We start from the raw sequence: 14,828 nt of genomic DNA, 5'->3' as shown, positions 1-14,828 counted from the left end.
AAAAATTACGTATTTAAGCTTAACCAAAAACAGTTACACGTGAGCTACAACTACCTTCCCTTTTAAAAATCCAACAATCCATTCTTGGCACGCTTCTTTTCTTCCGGTATCCATTACAGTGGCCTCATTGTTTTTATTGGTATAAGCTGTTTGCAAGATTATTTTATCCATCCTCACAGATTTCATAAGTGCTGTGTCATTTTTATGAAAACCTTCAAAAAACGTATCGACAGTTACTTTAACTTGTGTTTTTTTATGTGTTTAACCAAAAACCGTGGATGCAATCAACATGGCTAAATATAATATTGCGCGTGCCATAATTCTGAATTTTAATCTAAAAATACGCGATACACCTCATAATCAGCACCTCATAAAGAAAAGTTTAACAAAAACACCAAATAAACCTTAATTTACTATTTTTACCAACTATCAAAACAAAGCAAAAACTATGTCTACAGCAAAAAAGGAATACAAGCGCATTACCGTAAAAACATTGGTTGATATGAAAGCCAATGGCGAAAAAATATCGATGCTTACCGCATACGATTATACCATGGCGAAAATTGTTGATGGCGCCGGAATTGACGTTATTCTTGTGGGCGATTCGGCCAGTAATGTTATGGCGGGCCACGAAACCACATTGCCCATTACGTTGGACCAGATGATATACCACGCATCGTCTGTGATTCGAGCCATAGAAAGATGTTTGGTGGTTGTAGACTTGCCTTTTGGAAGCTACCAAAGCGACCCTAAAGAAGCCCTGCGTTCGGCCATTCGCATTATGAAGGAAAGCGGTGCGCACTCGGTAAAAATGGAAGGCGGACGCGAAATAAAGGAATCTATAAAACGCATTTTGAATGCCGGTATTCCAGTGATGGGGCATTTGGGTTTAACGCCACAATCGATATATAAATTTGGAACTTATACGGTTAGGGCGAAAGAAGAAGTTGAAGCCGAACAACTTATTGACGATGCCAAAATGCTCGAAAAAATTGGATGTTTTGCCATTGTGCTCGAAAAAATTCCAGCCAAACTTGCCAAACAGGTTGCCGAAAGTGTCAGCATCCCAATTATTGGTATTGGTGCTGGTAATGGTGTTGACGGACAGGTTTTGGTATTGCACGATATGTTGGGAATGACCCATGAGTTTAATCCCCGTTTTTTACGTCGATATATGAATTTATTTGAAGACATGACCAGCTCCATTTCGCAATATGTGGATGATGTTAAATCGCGGGATTTCCCAAATGATTCCGAGCAGTATTAAGTTTCCGTTCGCAGTCGCAGTATCCAGTTTCGCTCAAACGCAAAAACCTTGATTTATAATTCAACAAAAAATATCAGTAATTAAATATTCGTGAATTAGTGGCCGAAAAAGTTCTATCAAATAAATCAAACCTCAATGTGCTTTACGAAGACAACCACATCATTATTGTTAACAAACGTGTGGGCGACATTGTACAGGGAGACAGAACGGGCGACAAACCCTTAAGCGATGTTGTAAAAGCCTATATTAAAGAGAAATACAACAAACCGGGAAACGTGTATTTAGGCACCGTACATCGGTTGGACCGACCCACTTCAGGCCTCGTGATTTTTGCTAAAACGAGTAAGGTTTTACCGAGGCTCAACAAATTATTTGTTTCAAAAGATATTAGTAAAATCTATTGGGCTGTTGTAAAAAACCAACCTCCAAAAAAGGAAGACACGCTTATTAATTGGCTTAAAAAGAATCCGAAAAACAATAAATCGTATGCCCACAACAAAGAGGTAACCGATAGCAAAAAAGCGATTTTACATTACAAAACCATAAAAAAACTCGACAATTATTTTTTACTGGAGGTTAATTTGGAAACCGGAAGACACCATCAAATACGCAGCCAATTATCAACCATAGGTTGCCCCATTAAAGGCGATTTAAAATACGGATTTGACAGAAGCAACAAAGATGCGGGCATTCATTTGCACGCCAGGGAAATTAAGTTTATTCATCCTGTTTCCCAAATAACCATTCATATTACTGCACCGCTACCCATAGACCCAATTTGGGATGCTTGTTTGTCTTAATTCTGTATCTTTATAAAAAAACATGTTGAATAACATTCCAGAAATAATTTCAAATCAAAAGGCCTTTTTTAACACACAAAAAACTAAAGATGTCTCGTTTAGGATAAGTGTGCTTAAAAAGTTAAAACAAGCGATTATAAGTCGCGAAAAAGACATTTTTGAAGCCCTGCACAACGATTTTAAAAAACCATCGTTTGAAGCCTTTTTAAGCGAAAACGGTTTGGTTATTGCCGAAATAAACCTCGCCATAAAACACCTAAAATCGTGGAGCAAACCAGAGCGGGTTAAATCGTCTGTACTTTTATTTCCATCCAAGGATTATATTTATAAATCGCCCTACGGCACAGTGCTTATTATTGGCCCCTGGAATTACCCGTTTCAACTCGCCATAAACCCTTTAATTATGGCCATAGCTGCTGGTAATACGGTAGTTTTAAAACCGAGTGAGCTCACACCAAACACATCGCAATTGGTAGCGGATATTGTAAAAGATATTTTCCCAAAAGAGATGGCTACGGTGGTTCAGGGTGGCGTTGATGTTTCTACCGAACTTTTAAAACAGCATTGGGATTACATTTTTTTTACGGGCAGCGTTTCGGTTGGTAAAATAGTGGCACAGGCGGCAGCAAAACACTTAACGCCCGTAACCTTGGAATTGGGCGGAAAATCGCCTTGCATTATTGACGACACCATTAATTTAAACCTAACGGCGAAACGTTTGGTTTGGGGCAAGTTTTTTAATGGCGGTCAAACCTGTATTGCACCGGATTATTTGATTGTTAAAGCATCCATAAAAAATGGTTTGATCGATGCATTAAAGAATGAAATACTTAAAGCTTATGGCGATGCTAAAAATTCTGAAGATTACCCAAGGATTATTAACCGTAAAAACTTTACGCGGTTAACACAGCTTTTAAAAGGTGTAACGATTGCTTTTGGTGGCGATTATAATGAAGAGGAATTATACCTTGCGCCCACACTTATTGATGAACCGCCGTTAGATAGTGAGGTTATGAAAGATGAGATTTTCGGGCCTATTTTACCCATTCTTTCTTATGAAACCGAAGACGATATAACGTCCATTATACGGCATTATGACAAGCCTTTATCGCTTTACGTTTTTTCGAAAAACAGACGTTTTATTGAAAACACAATTGAAAAATTCAGTTTTGGTGGTGGAGCCATTAACGACACTTTAATTCATTATGGCAACGCCAATTTGCCGTTTGGAGGTATTGGCGCCAGTGGTATTGGAGCTTACCATGGCAAGTTTGGTTTCGATACGTTTACCCATAATAAGGCGATTGTAAAACGCGGCAATTGGGTTGACCCGCCATTTAGATATGCGCCGTACAGCACGAGCAATTTAAGATTGATTAAAACCATGTTTAAGTGGTTTTCGTAGTTACGACGTTGGGTAATTTAGCGTAAGTGTAACACCTTCGTTTGGTTTTGAGTATAAATCCAATGTGGCATTAATCAAGGCTGCCCTACTTTTCATATTTATTAAACCTGAGCCTTTTTCAACGGTATTCAAATCAAAGCCTTTACCGTCATCTGAAGCTATTATGGTAATAAGTTTTGGTTGGTACTCCAAAACTATTTTAAGGTTTTTAGCTTCGGAATACTTCACCGAATTGGATAAAAATTCTTGTAAAATTCTAAAAATAATAATTTCGTGTTTTCTGTTTTCAAAATCTACCTTATCGCCCTTAATCACTAATTCGGCACTGGTAAATTTCATTTTTTTTAAACGATTCAATTCATTGTTAATCGATTTTTCAAATCCAATGTTCAACACCACTTCATTGTTTAAGGTTTTTGAAAGCGAACGGACTTCCTTTAAACTTTCCTTAAGCGCATCAGAGGTGTCCTTAAACTTATCTTTTATATCGCTATCGGTAAATTGGGTTTTTAAAATACTTAATTGCATACTTGCAAAAGCCAAGAGTTGACCGACATTATCGTGCAATTCCCAACCAATATTTTTTAGCGTTTGTTCTTGGCTTTCGGTTTGGGCCATGGCTATTTCCTTTTCAAAGGCTTGCTGTTGTTTAATCCTATCTAAAAGCAACTTGTTTTTTCGTTTTTGAAACACCACAAAAAACACCACAACCAAAGCTGTAATAATGATTAAAACCATAATCATGTACACGAGCAAGTAGCGTTCGGCTGGTGTAGTAACAGGTTGGGTTTGGGCTAAAAAAACAGTTAAATAGTTAATCATTATTAATATCTGGTTTACAATAAATGAGTGCAAAAGTAAAAGTGGAGTACATAAATATATTTACGAATAAATAGATTTGCCATTTAAGAATTATAAAATTCCAATCTACACTTCTAAAGTAAATATCATAAAACATTAATGGGGTTGTAATTAACCACCACACAAATATGGTTATCGCAATATAGAAATTTATGGACTTATAAAAGTTTAAAATCTTATCGCTCATTAAAACCTCTACAAAATAAAAAACAGCACATAAAAAAACAATAAGGGCGCCAAAAATTCTAATTGTTGTTAGGTTTCTTGTAAAATACGCCTCCCAATTAAAAATGATGTATAAAACAGAGAAAAGCAAGAAGGAATATGACGTTAATCGCAGAATTAATCTATGGGATTTAGCTTCTAAAACTCTTATAAAATAAAATGAAAAAAACATTATACTGCCTATACTCCAATAGATTGTGCCCCACCAATAATTCTTTTGAAATACGGTCCCTTTTAAAAAACTAAAGTAACCATCGTTGTCAATGTATAGCGTATAAGTCGATATAAACTCTGCCAATACAACAAAAACCAAGAACCATATAAAATACTTAGCAGCTACAAACTTGTATTTTTTATATAAAACCAAACCAGTTATAGCTGCTAATATTTCAAAACTATGTGTGAGTAATAAATAGTTTTGTCTAAAAAAATCTTCCAATATCTATTATGTATTAATTAGGATATGGTGCCCCTGGCGGATAACCTGTGCCTCCATCATTTAAAGGAGAACATTCTGGACAATCCTCTTCATCTCCCTGAAAAGCAAACGGATTCATACTGGCTCTATCTGTACCTTTTTTTGCTGTTGGCACCATAAACATGGTTGTGTAATCTTTTTTATCCTGTCCAGCATTTTCACCGTACACACCTAGGTAAACTCGAATTCCCGTCATGCTGTAACCCAAACTATCAGATTCATGTTTAGCAAAAGCTAAGTAGTTTTCAATATCGTCTAAAGACCACCAAGTCGAGCGGTTATCCACTTTTCTACCTTGTTTACTTGCTGCCGAATCTACGGCTGCTTTTCTGTACGTTGTCCAATTATTATTTAAGGTTTTAGCTTGATCTGGTGTAATAACGCCTTTAGGTTTTACAATTTTAATATCATCTATGCCATCATCAATTTGTCTTGGGCAAAAATAATACGTCGCAAGCGCACCGATAATAAATCCTAAAATAATGTAGCTTAGTTTTTTCATGTGATAATTCAGTTTATAAGGTTAGTAATAGCTGGTCTAAAATAGTAAAAAGTTTTTATTGCAGTTAGTGTTATTTGTGTTTTAATGAAATCACTTTTCACATTATTGTGGAAAACCAAGCATATCGCCCATGCCAACCGTAAACAACCAACAACCGTAAATGGTGTGCTCAATAGTAACCAAAAGTGTGGACTTTGTTTTATTATAGGTTATGGCGAATAATAGACCGCCTAAAAAAGTTAACACTATTACCAATGTATTTCTAAAGAAGATATGTCCTAATGAAAAAACCACGGCATTTAAAAAAATGAAAAGGTTTTTGTTTTTAAAAAGGCTGTGATAGCGTTTAAAATAAAATGTTCTGTAAACCAATTCTTGAGGGTACACTGAAAAAACGCTGTAAATAAACAAGATAAAAAGCCATAATTTTGGTTTATTGATGAGCACCATAAAAAGCGCTTCTTTATTGGTAAGCCAAACAAAAAGCGTCGTTATGCAAACAATAGCCAAAAACTTTACAAGCGTTTGTTTCATGAATAACCGCCATTTTAAATTTTTGGCGATACGGAATTTTTCCTTTTCAACCTTCAACAACATAAAAACGATGTATAAAAAGCCCATAAACCCGATACCTAATTTGATCCAAAACGGATAGCTTAAAACCAAACTCAAGGGGATCAAAATAAAAATGATAAAAAACTCGAAACCTTTATATAAAACCGAATTCATCTAAACCTTAATTGCTGTGGTGTGTTTTACCTCGTTAATAACAAACATGCTGTGCGTACTGCCAATATGGTTGATGGTGGTTAGTTTTTTTACCATAAACTCCCTAAAGGCTGCCATGTCCTTTACCAATACTTTTAAAAGATAGTCGTAATCGCCACTTACGTGATAGCACTCCAAAACTTCTGTTAAACGATTGACTTCCTTTTCAAAACTAACCACAAAATCCTGACTGTGCTTTTCAAGTTTTATATGACAATACGCCACAAAAGCTTTATCGGTTTTTTCCTTGTTAACCAAGGCTACATATTTATTGATAAACCCTTCCTTTTCCAGTTTTTTAATACGTTCGTAAACCGCCGTAACCGATAGGTTTAATTTATTTGAAAGCTCTTTATTGGTCTGCTTACTATCCTTTTGTAAATAAAACAATAGTTTTTTATCAATATCATCAAAAATCATAATCGAAAATTTTTCATAAAGATAATATTTTAAGAAGAATCTATAAACTTTAAATCTGTATTATAATATTATTATAGATTTATTTTCTAAACAACATCACATATATTGTATTATAATCTAAATTAATAGAGTTTTGCAAAAACAACTAAAATCAATTATTATGGCTTTTAAACCTGCAAACAACATTCAAGATTTACAATACTTTGGCGAATTTGGCGGCGTTAACCCTTCAATATCCGACTCTTCAACTTACACTTTTTTATCGGCAAAAACCATGTTTGATACTTTTGAAGGAAACGCCGATGGCTGTTATTTATATTCGCGCCATTCATCGCCTTCTAATTTATATTTAGGGGAAGCTTTAGCCGCCATGGAAGGCACCGAAACCGCCAACGTTTCAGCTTCGGGTATGGGCGCAATCACACCGGTTATATTGCAACTTTGTGGGGCTGGCGACCATATTGTTTCAAGCCGGACGATTTACGGCGGCACTTACGCGTTTCTTAAAAACTTTACGCCGCGTTTTAATATTGAAACTTCGTTTGTCGATATTACAAAACTCGATGTGGTTGAAGCCGCCATTACAAAAAACACTAAGGTTTTGTACTGCGAATCGGTTAGCAACCCGCTTTTGGAAGTTGCCGACATTAAAGGGCTGGCAGCTTTGGCCAAAAAACACAATTTAAAATTAGTGGTGGATAATACGTTTTCGCCATTATCCATTTCTCCGGCCATTTTAGGTGCCGATGTGGTAATACACAGTTTAACAAAATTTATTAACGGATCGAGCGATACGGTTGGCGGCGTGGTTTGTGGCACTCAGGATTTTATAAACGATTTGCGTAATGTGAACAACGGCGCCTCTATGTTATTGGGCTCTACCATGGATAGCTTGCGAGCGGCATCGGTTTTAAAGAATTTAAGAACCTTGCACATTCGTATGCAACAACACAGTTTTAACGCTACTTTTTTGGCTGAAAAATTTGAAGCTGATGGTTTAAAAACAGTGTATCCGGGTTTAAAATCGCATCCTTCGCACAACCTATTTAAATCCATGATGAATGATAAATACGGCTTTGGAGGTATGCTAACCATTGATGTGGGCTCTTTGGAAAAGGCCAACGAACTTATGGAATTGATGCAAAACAGAAACTTAGGTTATTTGGCCGTGAGCCTTGGTTTTTACAAAACCCTGTTTTCTGCTCCTGGAAGTTCCACCTCATCAGAAATTCCCGAAGACGAACAAAAAGAAATGGGCTTAAGCGATGGCTTAATTCGTTTTTCAATAGGATTGGATGCCGATATTGAACGGACTTATAAAATGATGCGTGACTGTATGAAAGCGTTAAACATTATGTAGTCGACTTTATATTGGTCGGAAAAAACACAACCACTCAAGAAAACAAACAAAGCGACTTCAAAAGTATTTCTATTTGCATACATCTTATGAAAATCGTAACATTACGAGACCAAAAACGAGCAGATGCAAGACGAAAAAAATATTTCAGAGATAAAAATTAAAAATCAAAAAATAATTGACAATACAGAATTAAACATTTGGGAAGCTTTAATACCCGTAGTTGCACTTATTGGTATGCTGGCTTACAACATTTACATTTATGGCGATAATGCCTTGAGCGGCAGTAATCAATTCATACTTTTAATGGGAGCTGCAGTAGCCGCAATTGTAGGTTACAAAAACAAAGTACCCCATAAACGCATGATTGCCGAAGTTGCAGAAAACGTTAAATCGACAACGGGTGCCATTTTAATTTTATTAATGGTGGGCGCTCTGGCCGGTACGTGGTTAATAAGCGGCATTATTCCAACCATGATTTATTACGGCTTGCAAATACTTAATCCAACTATTTTTCTGGCGGCTTGTGTAATTATCTGTTCCATTATTTCTATCGCAACGGGAAGTTCCTGGACCACATCTGCAACCGTAGGTATTGCTTTGGTTGGCATTGGCCAAACTTTAGGCATTTCTATGGGCATGACTGCAGGCGCCGTACTTTCTGGAGCTTATTTTGGAGATAAATTATCGCCCCTTAGCGATACCACAAACTTAGCACCCGCCATGGCTGGCAGCGAATTGTTTACACACATCAAATACATGACACTTACTACGGTACCAACCATAGTAATTACCCTCATTATCTTTATAATTATTGGTTTAAATTTAGGTACGACCGGTGCGCCAGTTATTCAAGATAAATTGGACGCTATGGATGCCGTATTTAATATAAGCCCTTGGTTATTTATTATTCCTGGATTTGTGATTTTTTTAATCATTAAAAAGAAACCACCACTTATCGCCCTTTTATTAGGCGCCCTTTTAGGTGGTGCTGCTGCCATTATTGCACAACCAAATATTGTTGCCAATATCGCAGGTGCCGAATCGATAAACTTTCATTCTGCATACAAAGGCGTTATGAATGCCTTAACCATTGATACCGCAGTAACGACAAGTAGTGAAGAACTTAATGATTTATTTACCGCGGGCGGTATGAAAGGCATGCTTGGTACCATTTGGCTCATAATTTGCGCCATGGTTTTTGGAGGCGTTATGGATGCTATTGGTGCTTTATCCAGAATTACAAAATCGCTCTTAAAGATGGCACATACTACATTTGGGCTATTTGCTAGCACCGTTGCCAGTTGTTTGGCATTGAATTTAACGGCATCCGATCAATACCTGTCTATTGTTGTACCCGGTAAAATGTTTAAACAAGCTTATGAAGACAAAGGCTTAGCGCCAGAAAACTTAAGTAGAACGCTAGAAGACTCCGGAACGGTAACCTCGGTTTTAATCCCGTGGAACACCTGTGGCGCCTATCATTCAAAAGTCCTTTTTGGTTACGCCGGAGCTACAGCTTATATTCCCTACGCATTCTTTAGCATCTTAAGTCCGATTATGACTTTACTTTTTGCCGCTTTTTCGATTAAAATCAAGCAACTGAAAGAGAATAACAAATAACTATTGATATTGTTTTTTACCATAATTAAAATCTATCGAAAGATAAATAATAAGAATTTTATTTCCTCATAAAATTGAAAGGGTATAGTATCTTTGTATGGAAGAAATTATTAACAATTAAAAATAAAATTCACATGTCATTTGTAGGTAAAAAATTTCCAGACTTAAACGTAAACGCCATGAACGAAATGGGCGATACTTTTAAAGTAAACGTATTAGAAGAAGCAGTAAATAACAAGAAAAAAGTGGTGTTATTTTGGTACCCAAAAGATTTTACGTTTGTGTGTCCAACAGAGTTACACGCCTTTCAAGAAGCTTTACCGGAATTTGAAAAACGCAACACAATCGTTATTGGCGCGTCTTGTGATACACCAGAAGTTCATTTTGCTTGGTTAAGTACAGCCAAAGACAATGGCGGTATTGAGGGTGTAACCTATCCTATTTTAGCGGATAGCAACCGAAACCTGTCAAGCATTTTAGGTATTTTAGATATTACAAACGAAACTTACGACGAAGAAACCGGAACCGTTCAGGTCGAAGGCGACAACGTAACATATCGAGCTACTTACATTATCGATGAAGACGGTATCGTACAGCACGAAAGCATTAATAACATGCCTTTAGGTAGAAACGTTGGTGAATATCTTCGTTTGGTTGATGCTTTAACGCACGTACAAGTAAAAGGCGAGGTTTGTCCAGCAAACTGGGAAGAAGGTAAAGACGCCATGCAAGCCAATGCCAAAGGTACTGCTGCGTATTTAGCAACTCACTAGAGTTTGCACTAACCAGTTAGGTTAAAAAACTATCACAAAAATTCAATAAAAAAGTACCAAATTCCAAACAAGATAAATTGGAATTTGGTACTTATAATTTAAAAAATCAAAACATTATGGTACAAGAATTAGAACAAGATAATTTAGGAGACATCATTTCAAATAACGATACCGTAATTGTACAATATTCTGCCACTTGGTGCGGCAACTGTAGAATTATGAAACCTAAATTCAAGAAATTGGCTTCTGAAACCGAAAACGCTACATTTGTCATGGCCGACGCCGAAAAATTTCCAGAATCCAGAAAATTGGCAACCGTTGATAATTTACCAACGTTTGCAACCTTTAAAAACGGTAATTTTGTAAACCAAGTTCAAACTAACAAATTTGACGTTTTAAAGGAATTAGTAAACGAAACAGTTTAAGGTTTTCGCTTTCGCGGAAACATCAATCACACTTCAATATTAAAGATTTCCACCCAAGTTTATCTTCTCAGATAGTTGAACGGCGGAAACAGAAAACACAATAACAAATGAAACTACCAATAATAAAACACCTAACAGAATTCATTGAAGAAAACGATGAAGATTTTGTAATAGAAACTATTGAAACCCTAGAGGCTTTAACAGAAGTATCTTCTTTAAAAGATGAAGAATTAGATGTTATTGGTGAGTTAATTTCCAACATGTACGGCGCTATCGAAGTCAATAAATTGATAAAAGACGGTACACCCAAAAAAGAGGCCTTAAATAGTTTTATGAAACGTGTATTAGGCTCAATCGATACTTAAAAGATTGCCTTTATAATAAATATTAAACGCTTTGTCCCATTTAACGGATAAAGCGTTTTTTTGTTGAAACAATTTTAAAAATGATAAGCGTAAAAACATTAAATATTCATATTTTTAAATTCTTAACCAATAAACAAATAAAATGGCAACAGTAACATTAAAAGGTAACCCAATAAATACCTCAGGAAGTTTACCTGCAATAGGAACAAAAGCACCGGACTTTTTACTTACGGCAACAGATTTATCTACCCATAGCCTAAGTAACTATAAAGGAAGTAAATTGGTTTTAAACATTTTCCCGAGCATTGATACGGGCACCTGCGCTCAATCTGTACGAACCTTCAATCAAGAAGCCAGCGAATTGGAAAACACTAAAGTACTTTGCATTTCGCACGATTTACCATTCGCCCATGCACGTTTTTGTGGCGCCGAAGGTTTAGAAGATGTCATCAGTTTATCAGATTATAAAGATGGAAGATTCGGTAAAGATTACGGTTTAAACTTTATTGATGGCCCTTTAGAGGCTTTACATTCGCGTTGTGTGGTGGTTTTGGACGAAAACCATACCGTTAAATACACCGAACAAGTAAGCGAAACCGTAGACGAGCCCAATTACAAAGCGGCATTAGAGGCCTTATTAGATGAGTAAAAAAGAGTCCTTTTTGTTCAACCGCATAAAAAGTGTGGGCTATGCTTTTAAAGGCGCTTTACTACTTTTAAAAACCGAATCCAGCATAAAAATACAGTTTTTTATAGCCATTTTAATGACTATAGCTGGATTCTATTTTAATATTTCAACCTACGAATGGATTGTGCAATGCCTAGCCATTGGCATGGTTATGAGCGTTGAGGGCATAAATACCGCGATTGAAGAAATTGCCGATTTTATGCATCCGGAGCATCATATAAAAATCGGACTCATCAAAGATATCGCTGCTGGTGCGGTTTTTATTGCCAGCGTTTTTGCTATTATAATTGGGTTTGTAATTTACCTTCCCAAGATTTTTTAATATACGATAACCCTTAGGATAAACGTTAGTAATTTGTATTTTTGCTCAGTCGTTTTTAGCGATGCAACCCTGGCCGCGTTTCAGGAACTCAAATTGATATTAAACACCATTAATGGCGAAGAAAAAAACAAAGACTAACAAAGCACCAAAACGAAAAATTAAAAAACCTGATTTTAAGTTATCTAGCCAGCAAAAATTGGTATTGGGTAGCTTTTTGGTTATTTTGGGTATACTGTTGTGTATTGCTTTTATATCGTTTTTCTTTACGGGTGAAGCCGACCAAAGTAGCTTGTCAAATTTCACAAATCGCGAAACAGAAACCCAAAACTGGTTAAGCAAAAGTGGCGCTTGGTTAAGCGATTTATTTATACAGCGCGGGTTTGGTGTCGCTTCCTTTATATTTTCTGGATTGCTATTTCTTTCCGGTGTTTACGTGCTTATGGATATTGCCAAAGCAAAATTGCGCAAACATTGGTTCTGGGGCATATTCATCATCATTTGGATATCTGTTCTTTTTGGTTTTTTTGGCGATAAAAAGGATATTCTCGGAGGGACAATCGGTTTCGAAATAAATATGTTTCTACAAGATTATATCGGTAAAATAGGCACTTCACTCCTACTTTTATTTGGTTTAATCACCTATTTAGCCATTCGTTTTAAAGTGACGTTCCACAGTATTGCTAAACTTTTCAAATCGGCCAAAAAAGATATAAAGGATGAATTTTCTAAAGCCAATGATGAGTTTTCTATTCCGCTTGACAATAATTTATCCGAAGAAGCCGAAGCCATAAAAACGGCTTTTGATATTCCTTTGGAAAATAAACCACCAACCGCGAAAAAAGAAACTAAACCCGAAACCGCAACACCTTTGGAGGTCAAAATAACCGAGGAAGAAGAACCGGATTTAGAAATGAAGGTTGAAACCGTAGCCGAAGAACAATCGGAAACCGATAATTTGGCCAATAAATTGGTAGAGGATTTCGGGCAATTCGACCCTACTTTGGAGTTGAGCAACTATCAATTTCCGCCACTGGACCTTCTTAAAAAATACGATACCGAAGGCATTACCATCAATCAAGAAGAGCTTGAGGAAAATAAAAATAAAATTGTTGAAACCTTAAGCAATTACAAAATTGGCATTGCCAGCATAAAAGCCACGATTGGCCCAACGGTTACCTTGTATGAAATTGTTCCCGAAGCCGGCGTGCGAATTTCGAAAATCAAGAATTTAGAAGACGATATCGCTTTATCGCTCTCCGCACTTGGTATTCGTATTATTGCGCCCATTCCAGGAAAAGGCACTATTGGTATTGAGGTGCCCAATAAAAATTCAACCATTGTGTCGATGCGTTCAGTAATCGCTTCAAAAAAGTTCCAAACATCCGAAATGCAATTGCCTATTGCTTTAGGTAAAACCATTAGCAACGAAACCTTTGTTGTCGATCTTGCAAAAATGCCACACTTACTTATGGCGGGTGCAACCGGACAAGGTAAATCGGTGGGATTAAATGCGGTATTAACATCTCTTTTGTACAAAAAACATCCGGCAGAGGTTAAGTTTATTTTAGTCGATCCTAAAAAAGTGGAACTGACGCTTTTCAATAAAATCGAACGCCATTATTTAGCAAAACTACCAGATAGCGAAGAAGCCATTATCACGGATAACACAAAGGTAATCAATACATTAAATTCATTATGTATTGAAATGGATAACCGCTACGAGTTGCTTAAAAATGCCTTATGTAGAAACATAGCCGAATACAACGCGAAGTTTAAAGCACGAAAGTTAAACCCGAACGACGGTCATCAATTTTTACCATACATCGTTTTGGTTGTTGATGAGTTTGCAGATTTAATAATGACTGCCGGTAAAGAGGTTGAAACACCCATTGCGCGTTTAGCTCAATTGGCGCGTGCCATTGGTATTCACTTAATTATTGCCACACAGCGTCCGTCGGTTAACGTTATCACAGGTATTATTAAAGCCAATTTCCCGGCGCGAATTGCGTTTAGGGTAACCAGTAAAATAGATTCACGAACCATTTTAGATGGCTCTGGTGCCGATCAACTTATCGGTCGTGGTGACATGCTGTTTACGCAAGGTAACGATGTTATTCGTGTGCAATGCGCCTTTGTTGACACCCCCGAAGTAGAACGCATTACCGATTATATTGGCTCGCAAAAAGCTTACCCCGAAGCCTATCTTTTACCCGAGTATGTTGGGGAGGAAAGTGGCACAAGTCTTGATATAGATATATCAGATCGGGACAAGCTGTTTAAAGACGCCGCCATTGTTATTGTTACGGCGCAACAAGGCTCGGCTTCTTTATTGCAACGAAAACTAAAATTAGGATACAACCGAGCGGGCAGAATAATAGACCAATTAGAGGCCGCCGGTATTGTTGGCCCATTTGAAGGCAGCAAAGCCAGACAGGTTTTAATACCCGATTTATTGGCGCTCGATCAGCATTTAGAAAACGAATTATAATTAGATTTCCTTAGCTTCCCTGAGCGCAGTCGAAGTGCGGAAATGAAAAAAAAGTTATTCA

At 36.8% G+C, this 14,828-nt stretch carries 17 protein-coding genes; 11 read left to right on the top strand and 6 right to left on the bottom strand.

The features are described from left to right. Nucleotides 1–33 precede the first annotated feature (33 nt). Nucleotides 34–171, bottom strand: coding sequence for a hypothetical protein (locus ACN5J7_RS11670; protein WP_311937664.1), 138 nt, complete (start codon nucleotides 169–171; stop codon nucleotides 34–36). A 277-nt stretch (nucleotides 172–448) separates the two neighbouring features. Between ACN5J7_RS11670 and panB the strand changes: the two genes are divergently transcribed. From panB to ACN5J7_RS11655, 3 genes are all read left to right on the top strand, one after another. Next, nucleotides 449–1,267, top strand: a complete 819-nt coding sequence (panB, locus tag ACN5J7_RS11665; protein ID WP_311937663.1) for a 3-methyl-2-oxobutanoate hydroxymethyltransferase — start codon at nucleotides 449–451, stop codon at nucleotides 1,265–1,267. A 98-nt stretch (nucleotides 1,268–1,365) separates the two neighbouring features. Next, a complete protein-coding gene (locus tag ACN5J7_RS11660) occupies nucleotides 1,366–2,067 on the top strand; it encodes an RluA family pseudouridine synthase (protein WP_418604028.1) in 702 nt (233 codons plus the stop codon). 22 nt (nucleotides 2,068–2,089) lie between these two features. Continuing rightward, nucleotides 2,090–3,472, top strand: a complete 1,383-nt coding sequence (locus tag ACN5J7_RS11655) for an aldehyde dehydrogenase (RefSeq protein ID WP_418604027.1) — start codon at nucleotides 2,090–2,092, stop codon at nucleotides 3,470–3,472. On the opposite strand, the gene ACN5J7_RS11650 is transcribed toward ACN5J7_RS11655, so the two are convergent. The 5 genes from ACN5J7_RS11650 to ACN5J7_RS11630 all read right to left on the bottom strand — a co-directional run bounded on the left by ACN5J7_RS11650 (nucleotide 3,473) and on the right by ACN5J7_RS11630 (nucleotide 6,726). Next, a complete protein-coding gene (locus tag ACN5J7_RS11650; protein WP_418604026.1) occupies nucleotides 3,473–4,294 on the bottom strand; it encodes a sensor histidine kinase in 822 nt (273 codons plus the stop codon). Beyond that, nucleotides 4,287–4,997, bottom strand: coding sequence for a hypothetical protein (locus tag ACN5J7_RS11645; protein ID WP_418604025.1), 711 nt, complete (start codon nucleotides 4,995–4,997; stop codon nucleotides 4,287–4,289). The genes ACN5J7_RS11650 and ACN5J7_RS11645 overlap by 8 nt, the downstream gene beginning before the upstream one ends. A 13-nt stretch (nucleotides 4,998–5,010) precedes the next feature. Further along, nucleotides 5,011–5,538, bottom strand: coding sequence for a hypothetical protein (locus tag ACN5J7_RS11640; RefSeq protein ID WP_418604024.1), 528 nt, complete (start codon nucleotides 5,536–5,538; stop codon nucleotides 5,011–5,013). Nucleotides 5,539–5,640: 102 nt separating this feature from the next. Next, nucleotides 5,641–6,072 carry a CPBP family intramembrane glutamic endopeptidase gene (locus ACN5J7_RS11635; protein ID WP_418604023.1) on the bottom strand — a complete coding sequence of 144 codons (432 nt, stop codon included), beginning with the start codon at nucleotides 6,070–6,072 and terminating at the stop codon, nucleotides 5,641–5,643. Between the two features lie 195 nt (nucleotides 6,073–6,267). Continuing rightward, a complete protein-coding gene (locus tag ACN5J7_RS11630) occupies nucleotides 6,268–6,726 on the bottom strand; it encodes an Lrp/AsnC family transcriptional regulator (protein ID WP_311937651.1) in 459 nt (152 codons plus the stop codon). A 160-nt stretch (nucleotides 6,727–6,886) separates the two neighbouring features. Here ACN5J7_RS11630 and ACN5J7_RS11625 point away from each other — a divergent pair, with 160 nt between their 5' ends. The 8 genes from ACN5J7_RS11625 to ACN5J7_RS11590 all read left to right on the top strand — a co-directional run bounded on the left by ACN5J7_RS11625 (nucleotide 6,887) and on the right by ACN5J7_RS11590 (nucleotide 14,767). Then, nucleotides 6,887–8,086, top strand: a complete 1,200-nt coding sequence (locus ACN5J7_RS11625; RefSeq protein WP_418604022.1) for an aminotransferase class I/II-fold pyridoxal phosphate-dependent enzyme — start codon at nucleotides 6,887–6,889, stop codon at nucleotides 8,084–8,086. A gap of 123 nt (nucleotides 8,087–8,209) precedes the next feature. Continuing rightward, complete coding sequence (nhaC, locus tag ACN5J7_RS11620; protein ID WP_418604021.1) at nucleotides 8,210–9,706, top strand: Na+/H+ antiporter NhaC; 1,497 nt, start codon at nucleotides 8,210–8,212, stop codon at nucleotides 9,704–9,706. A 134-nt stretch (nucleotides 9,707–9,840) separates the two neighbouring features. Beyond that, nucleotides 9,841–10,479 (top strand): peroxiredoxin, encoded by a 639-nt coding sequence (locus tag ACN5J7_RS11615; RefSeq protein WP_311937645.1) that lies wholly within the window; start codon nucleotides 9,841–9,843, stop codon nucleotides 10,477–10,479. 116 nt (nucleotides 10,480–10,595) lie between these two features. Beyond that, on the top strand, nucleotides 10,596–10,904 hold the full coding sequence (locus ACN5J7_RS11610) for a thioredoxin family protein (RefSeq protein ID WP_418604020.1): 309 nt from the start codon (nucleotides 10,596–10,598) through the stop codon (nucleotides 10,902–10,904). Nucleotides 10,905–11,011: 107 nt separating this feature from the next. Then, complete coding sequence (locus ACN5J7_RS11605; RefSeq protein ID WP_311937641.1) at nucleotides 11,012–11,269, top strand: DUF6952 family protein; 258 nt, start codon at nucleotides 11,012–11,014, stop codon at nucleotides 11,267–11,269. Between the two features lie 142 nt (nucleotides 11,270–11,411). After that, the gene (gene tpx, locus ACN5J7_RS11600) at nucleotides 11,412–11,918 is read left to right on the top strand and encodes a thiol peroxidase (RefSeq protein ID WP_311937639.1); all 507 of its coding nucleotides are present in this window, start codon (nucleotides 11,412–11,414) and stop codon (nucleotides 11,916–11,918) included. After that, nucleotides 11,911–12,279, top strand: coding sequence for a diacylglycerol kinase (locus ACN5J7_RS11595; protein WP_418604019.1), 369 nt, complete (start codon nucleotides 11,911–11,913; stop codon nucleotides 12,277–12,279). Before tpx ends, ACN5J7_RS11595 begins: the two co-directional genes overlap by 8 nt. A gap of 112 nt (nucleotides 12,280–12,391) precedes the next feature. Continuing rightward, entirely contained in the window at nucleotides 12,392–14,767 is a 2,376-nt protein-coding gene (locus ACN5J7_RS11590; protein WP_418604018.1) for a DNA translocase FtsK 4TM domain-containing protein, read from the top strand. The last annotated feature ends 61 nt before the right edge of the window (nucleotides 14,768–14,828 follow it).

It is taken from the genome of Hwangdonia sp. (assembly GCF_048381975.1).
In the GTDB taxonomy this organism is placed as follows: domain Bacteria; phylum Bacteroidota; class Bacteroidia; order Flavobacteriales; family Flavobacteriaceae; genus Hwangdonia; species Hwangdonia seohaensis.
Note: the sequence above shows the minus strand (reverse complement) of the source record. Positions and strands in the feature narration are given on the sequence as shown.

Excerpts from the sequence above, each read along its gene's own strand:
- ACN5J7_RS11605 (WP_311937641.1), top strand. The coding sequence starts at position 11,012 with ATGAAACTACCAATAATAAAACACCTAACAGAATTCATTGAAGAAAAC.
- ACN5J7_RS11650 (WP_418604026.1), bottom strand. The coding sequence starts at position 4,294 with ATGATTAACTATTTAACTGTTTTTTTAGCCCAAACCCAACCTGTTACT.
- ACN5J7_RS11630 (WP_311937651.1), bottom strand. The coding sequence starts at position 6,726 with ATGATTTTTGATGATATTGATAAAAAACTATTGTTTTATTTACAAAAG.
- tpx (WP_311937639.1), top strand. The coding sequence starts at position 11,412 with ATGGCAACAGTAACATTAAAAGGTAACCCAATAAATACCTCAGGAAGT.
- ACN5J7_RS11610 (WP_418604020.1), top strand. The coding sequence starts at position 10,596 with ATGGTACAAGAATTAGAACAAGATAATTTAGGAGACATCATTTCAAAT.
- nhaC (WP_418604021.1), top strand. The coding sequence starts at position 8,210 with ATGCAAGACGAAAAAAATATTTCAGAGATAAAAATTAAAAATCAAAAA.
- ACN5J7_RS11625 (WP_418604022.1), top strand. The coding sequence starts at position 6,887 with ATGGCTTTTAAACCTGCAAACAACATTCAAGATTTACAATACTTTGGC.
- ACN5J7_RS11635 (WP_418604023.1), bottom strand. The coding sequence starts at position 6,072 with ATGAAACAAACGCTTGTAAAGTTTTTGGCTATTGTTTGCATAACGACG.
- ACN5J7_RS11655 (WP_418604027.1), top strand. The coding sequence starts at position 2,090 with ATGTTGAATAACATTCCAGAAATAATTTCAAATCAAAAGGCCTTTTTT.
- panB (WP_311937663.1), top strand. The coding sequence starts at position 449 with ATGTCTACAGCAAAAAAGGAATACAAGCGCATTACCGTAAAAACATTG.
- ACN5J7_RS11590 (WP_418604018.1), top strand. The coding sequence starts at position 12,392 with ATGGCGAAGAAAAAAACAAAGACTAACAAAGCACCAAAACGAAAAATT.
- ACN5J7_RS11615 (WP_311937645.1), top strand. The coding sequence starts at position 9,841 with ATGTCATTTGTAGGTAAAAAATTTCCAGACTTAAACGTAAACGCCATG.
- ACN5J7_RS11640 (WP_418604024.1), bottom strand. The coding sequence starts at position 5,538 with ATGAAAAAACTAAGCTACATTATTTTAGGATTTATTATCGGTGCGCTT.
- ACN5J7_RS11595 (WP_418604019.1), top strand. The coding sequence starts at position 11,911 with ATGAGTAAAAAAGAGTCCTTTTTGTTCAACCGCATAAAAAGTGTGGGC.
- ACN5J7_RS11670 (WP_311937664.1), bottom strand. The coding sequence starts at position 171 with ATGGATAAAATAATCTTGCAAACAGCTTATACCAATAAAAACAATGAG.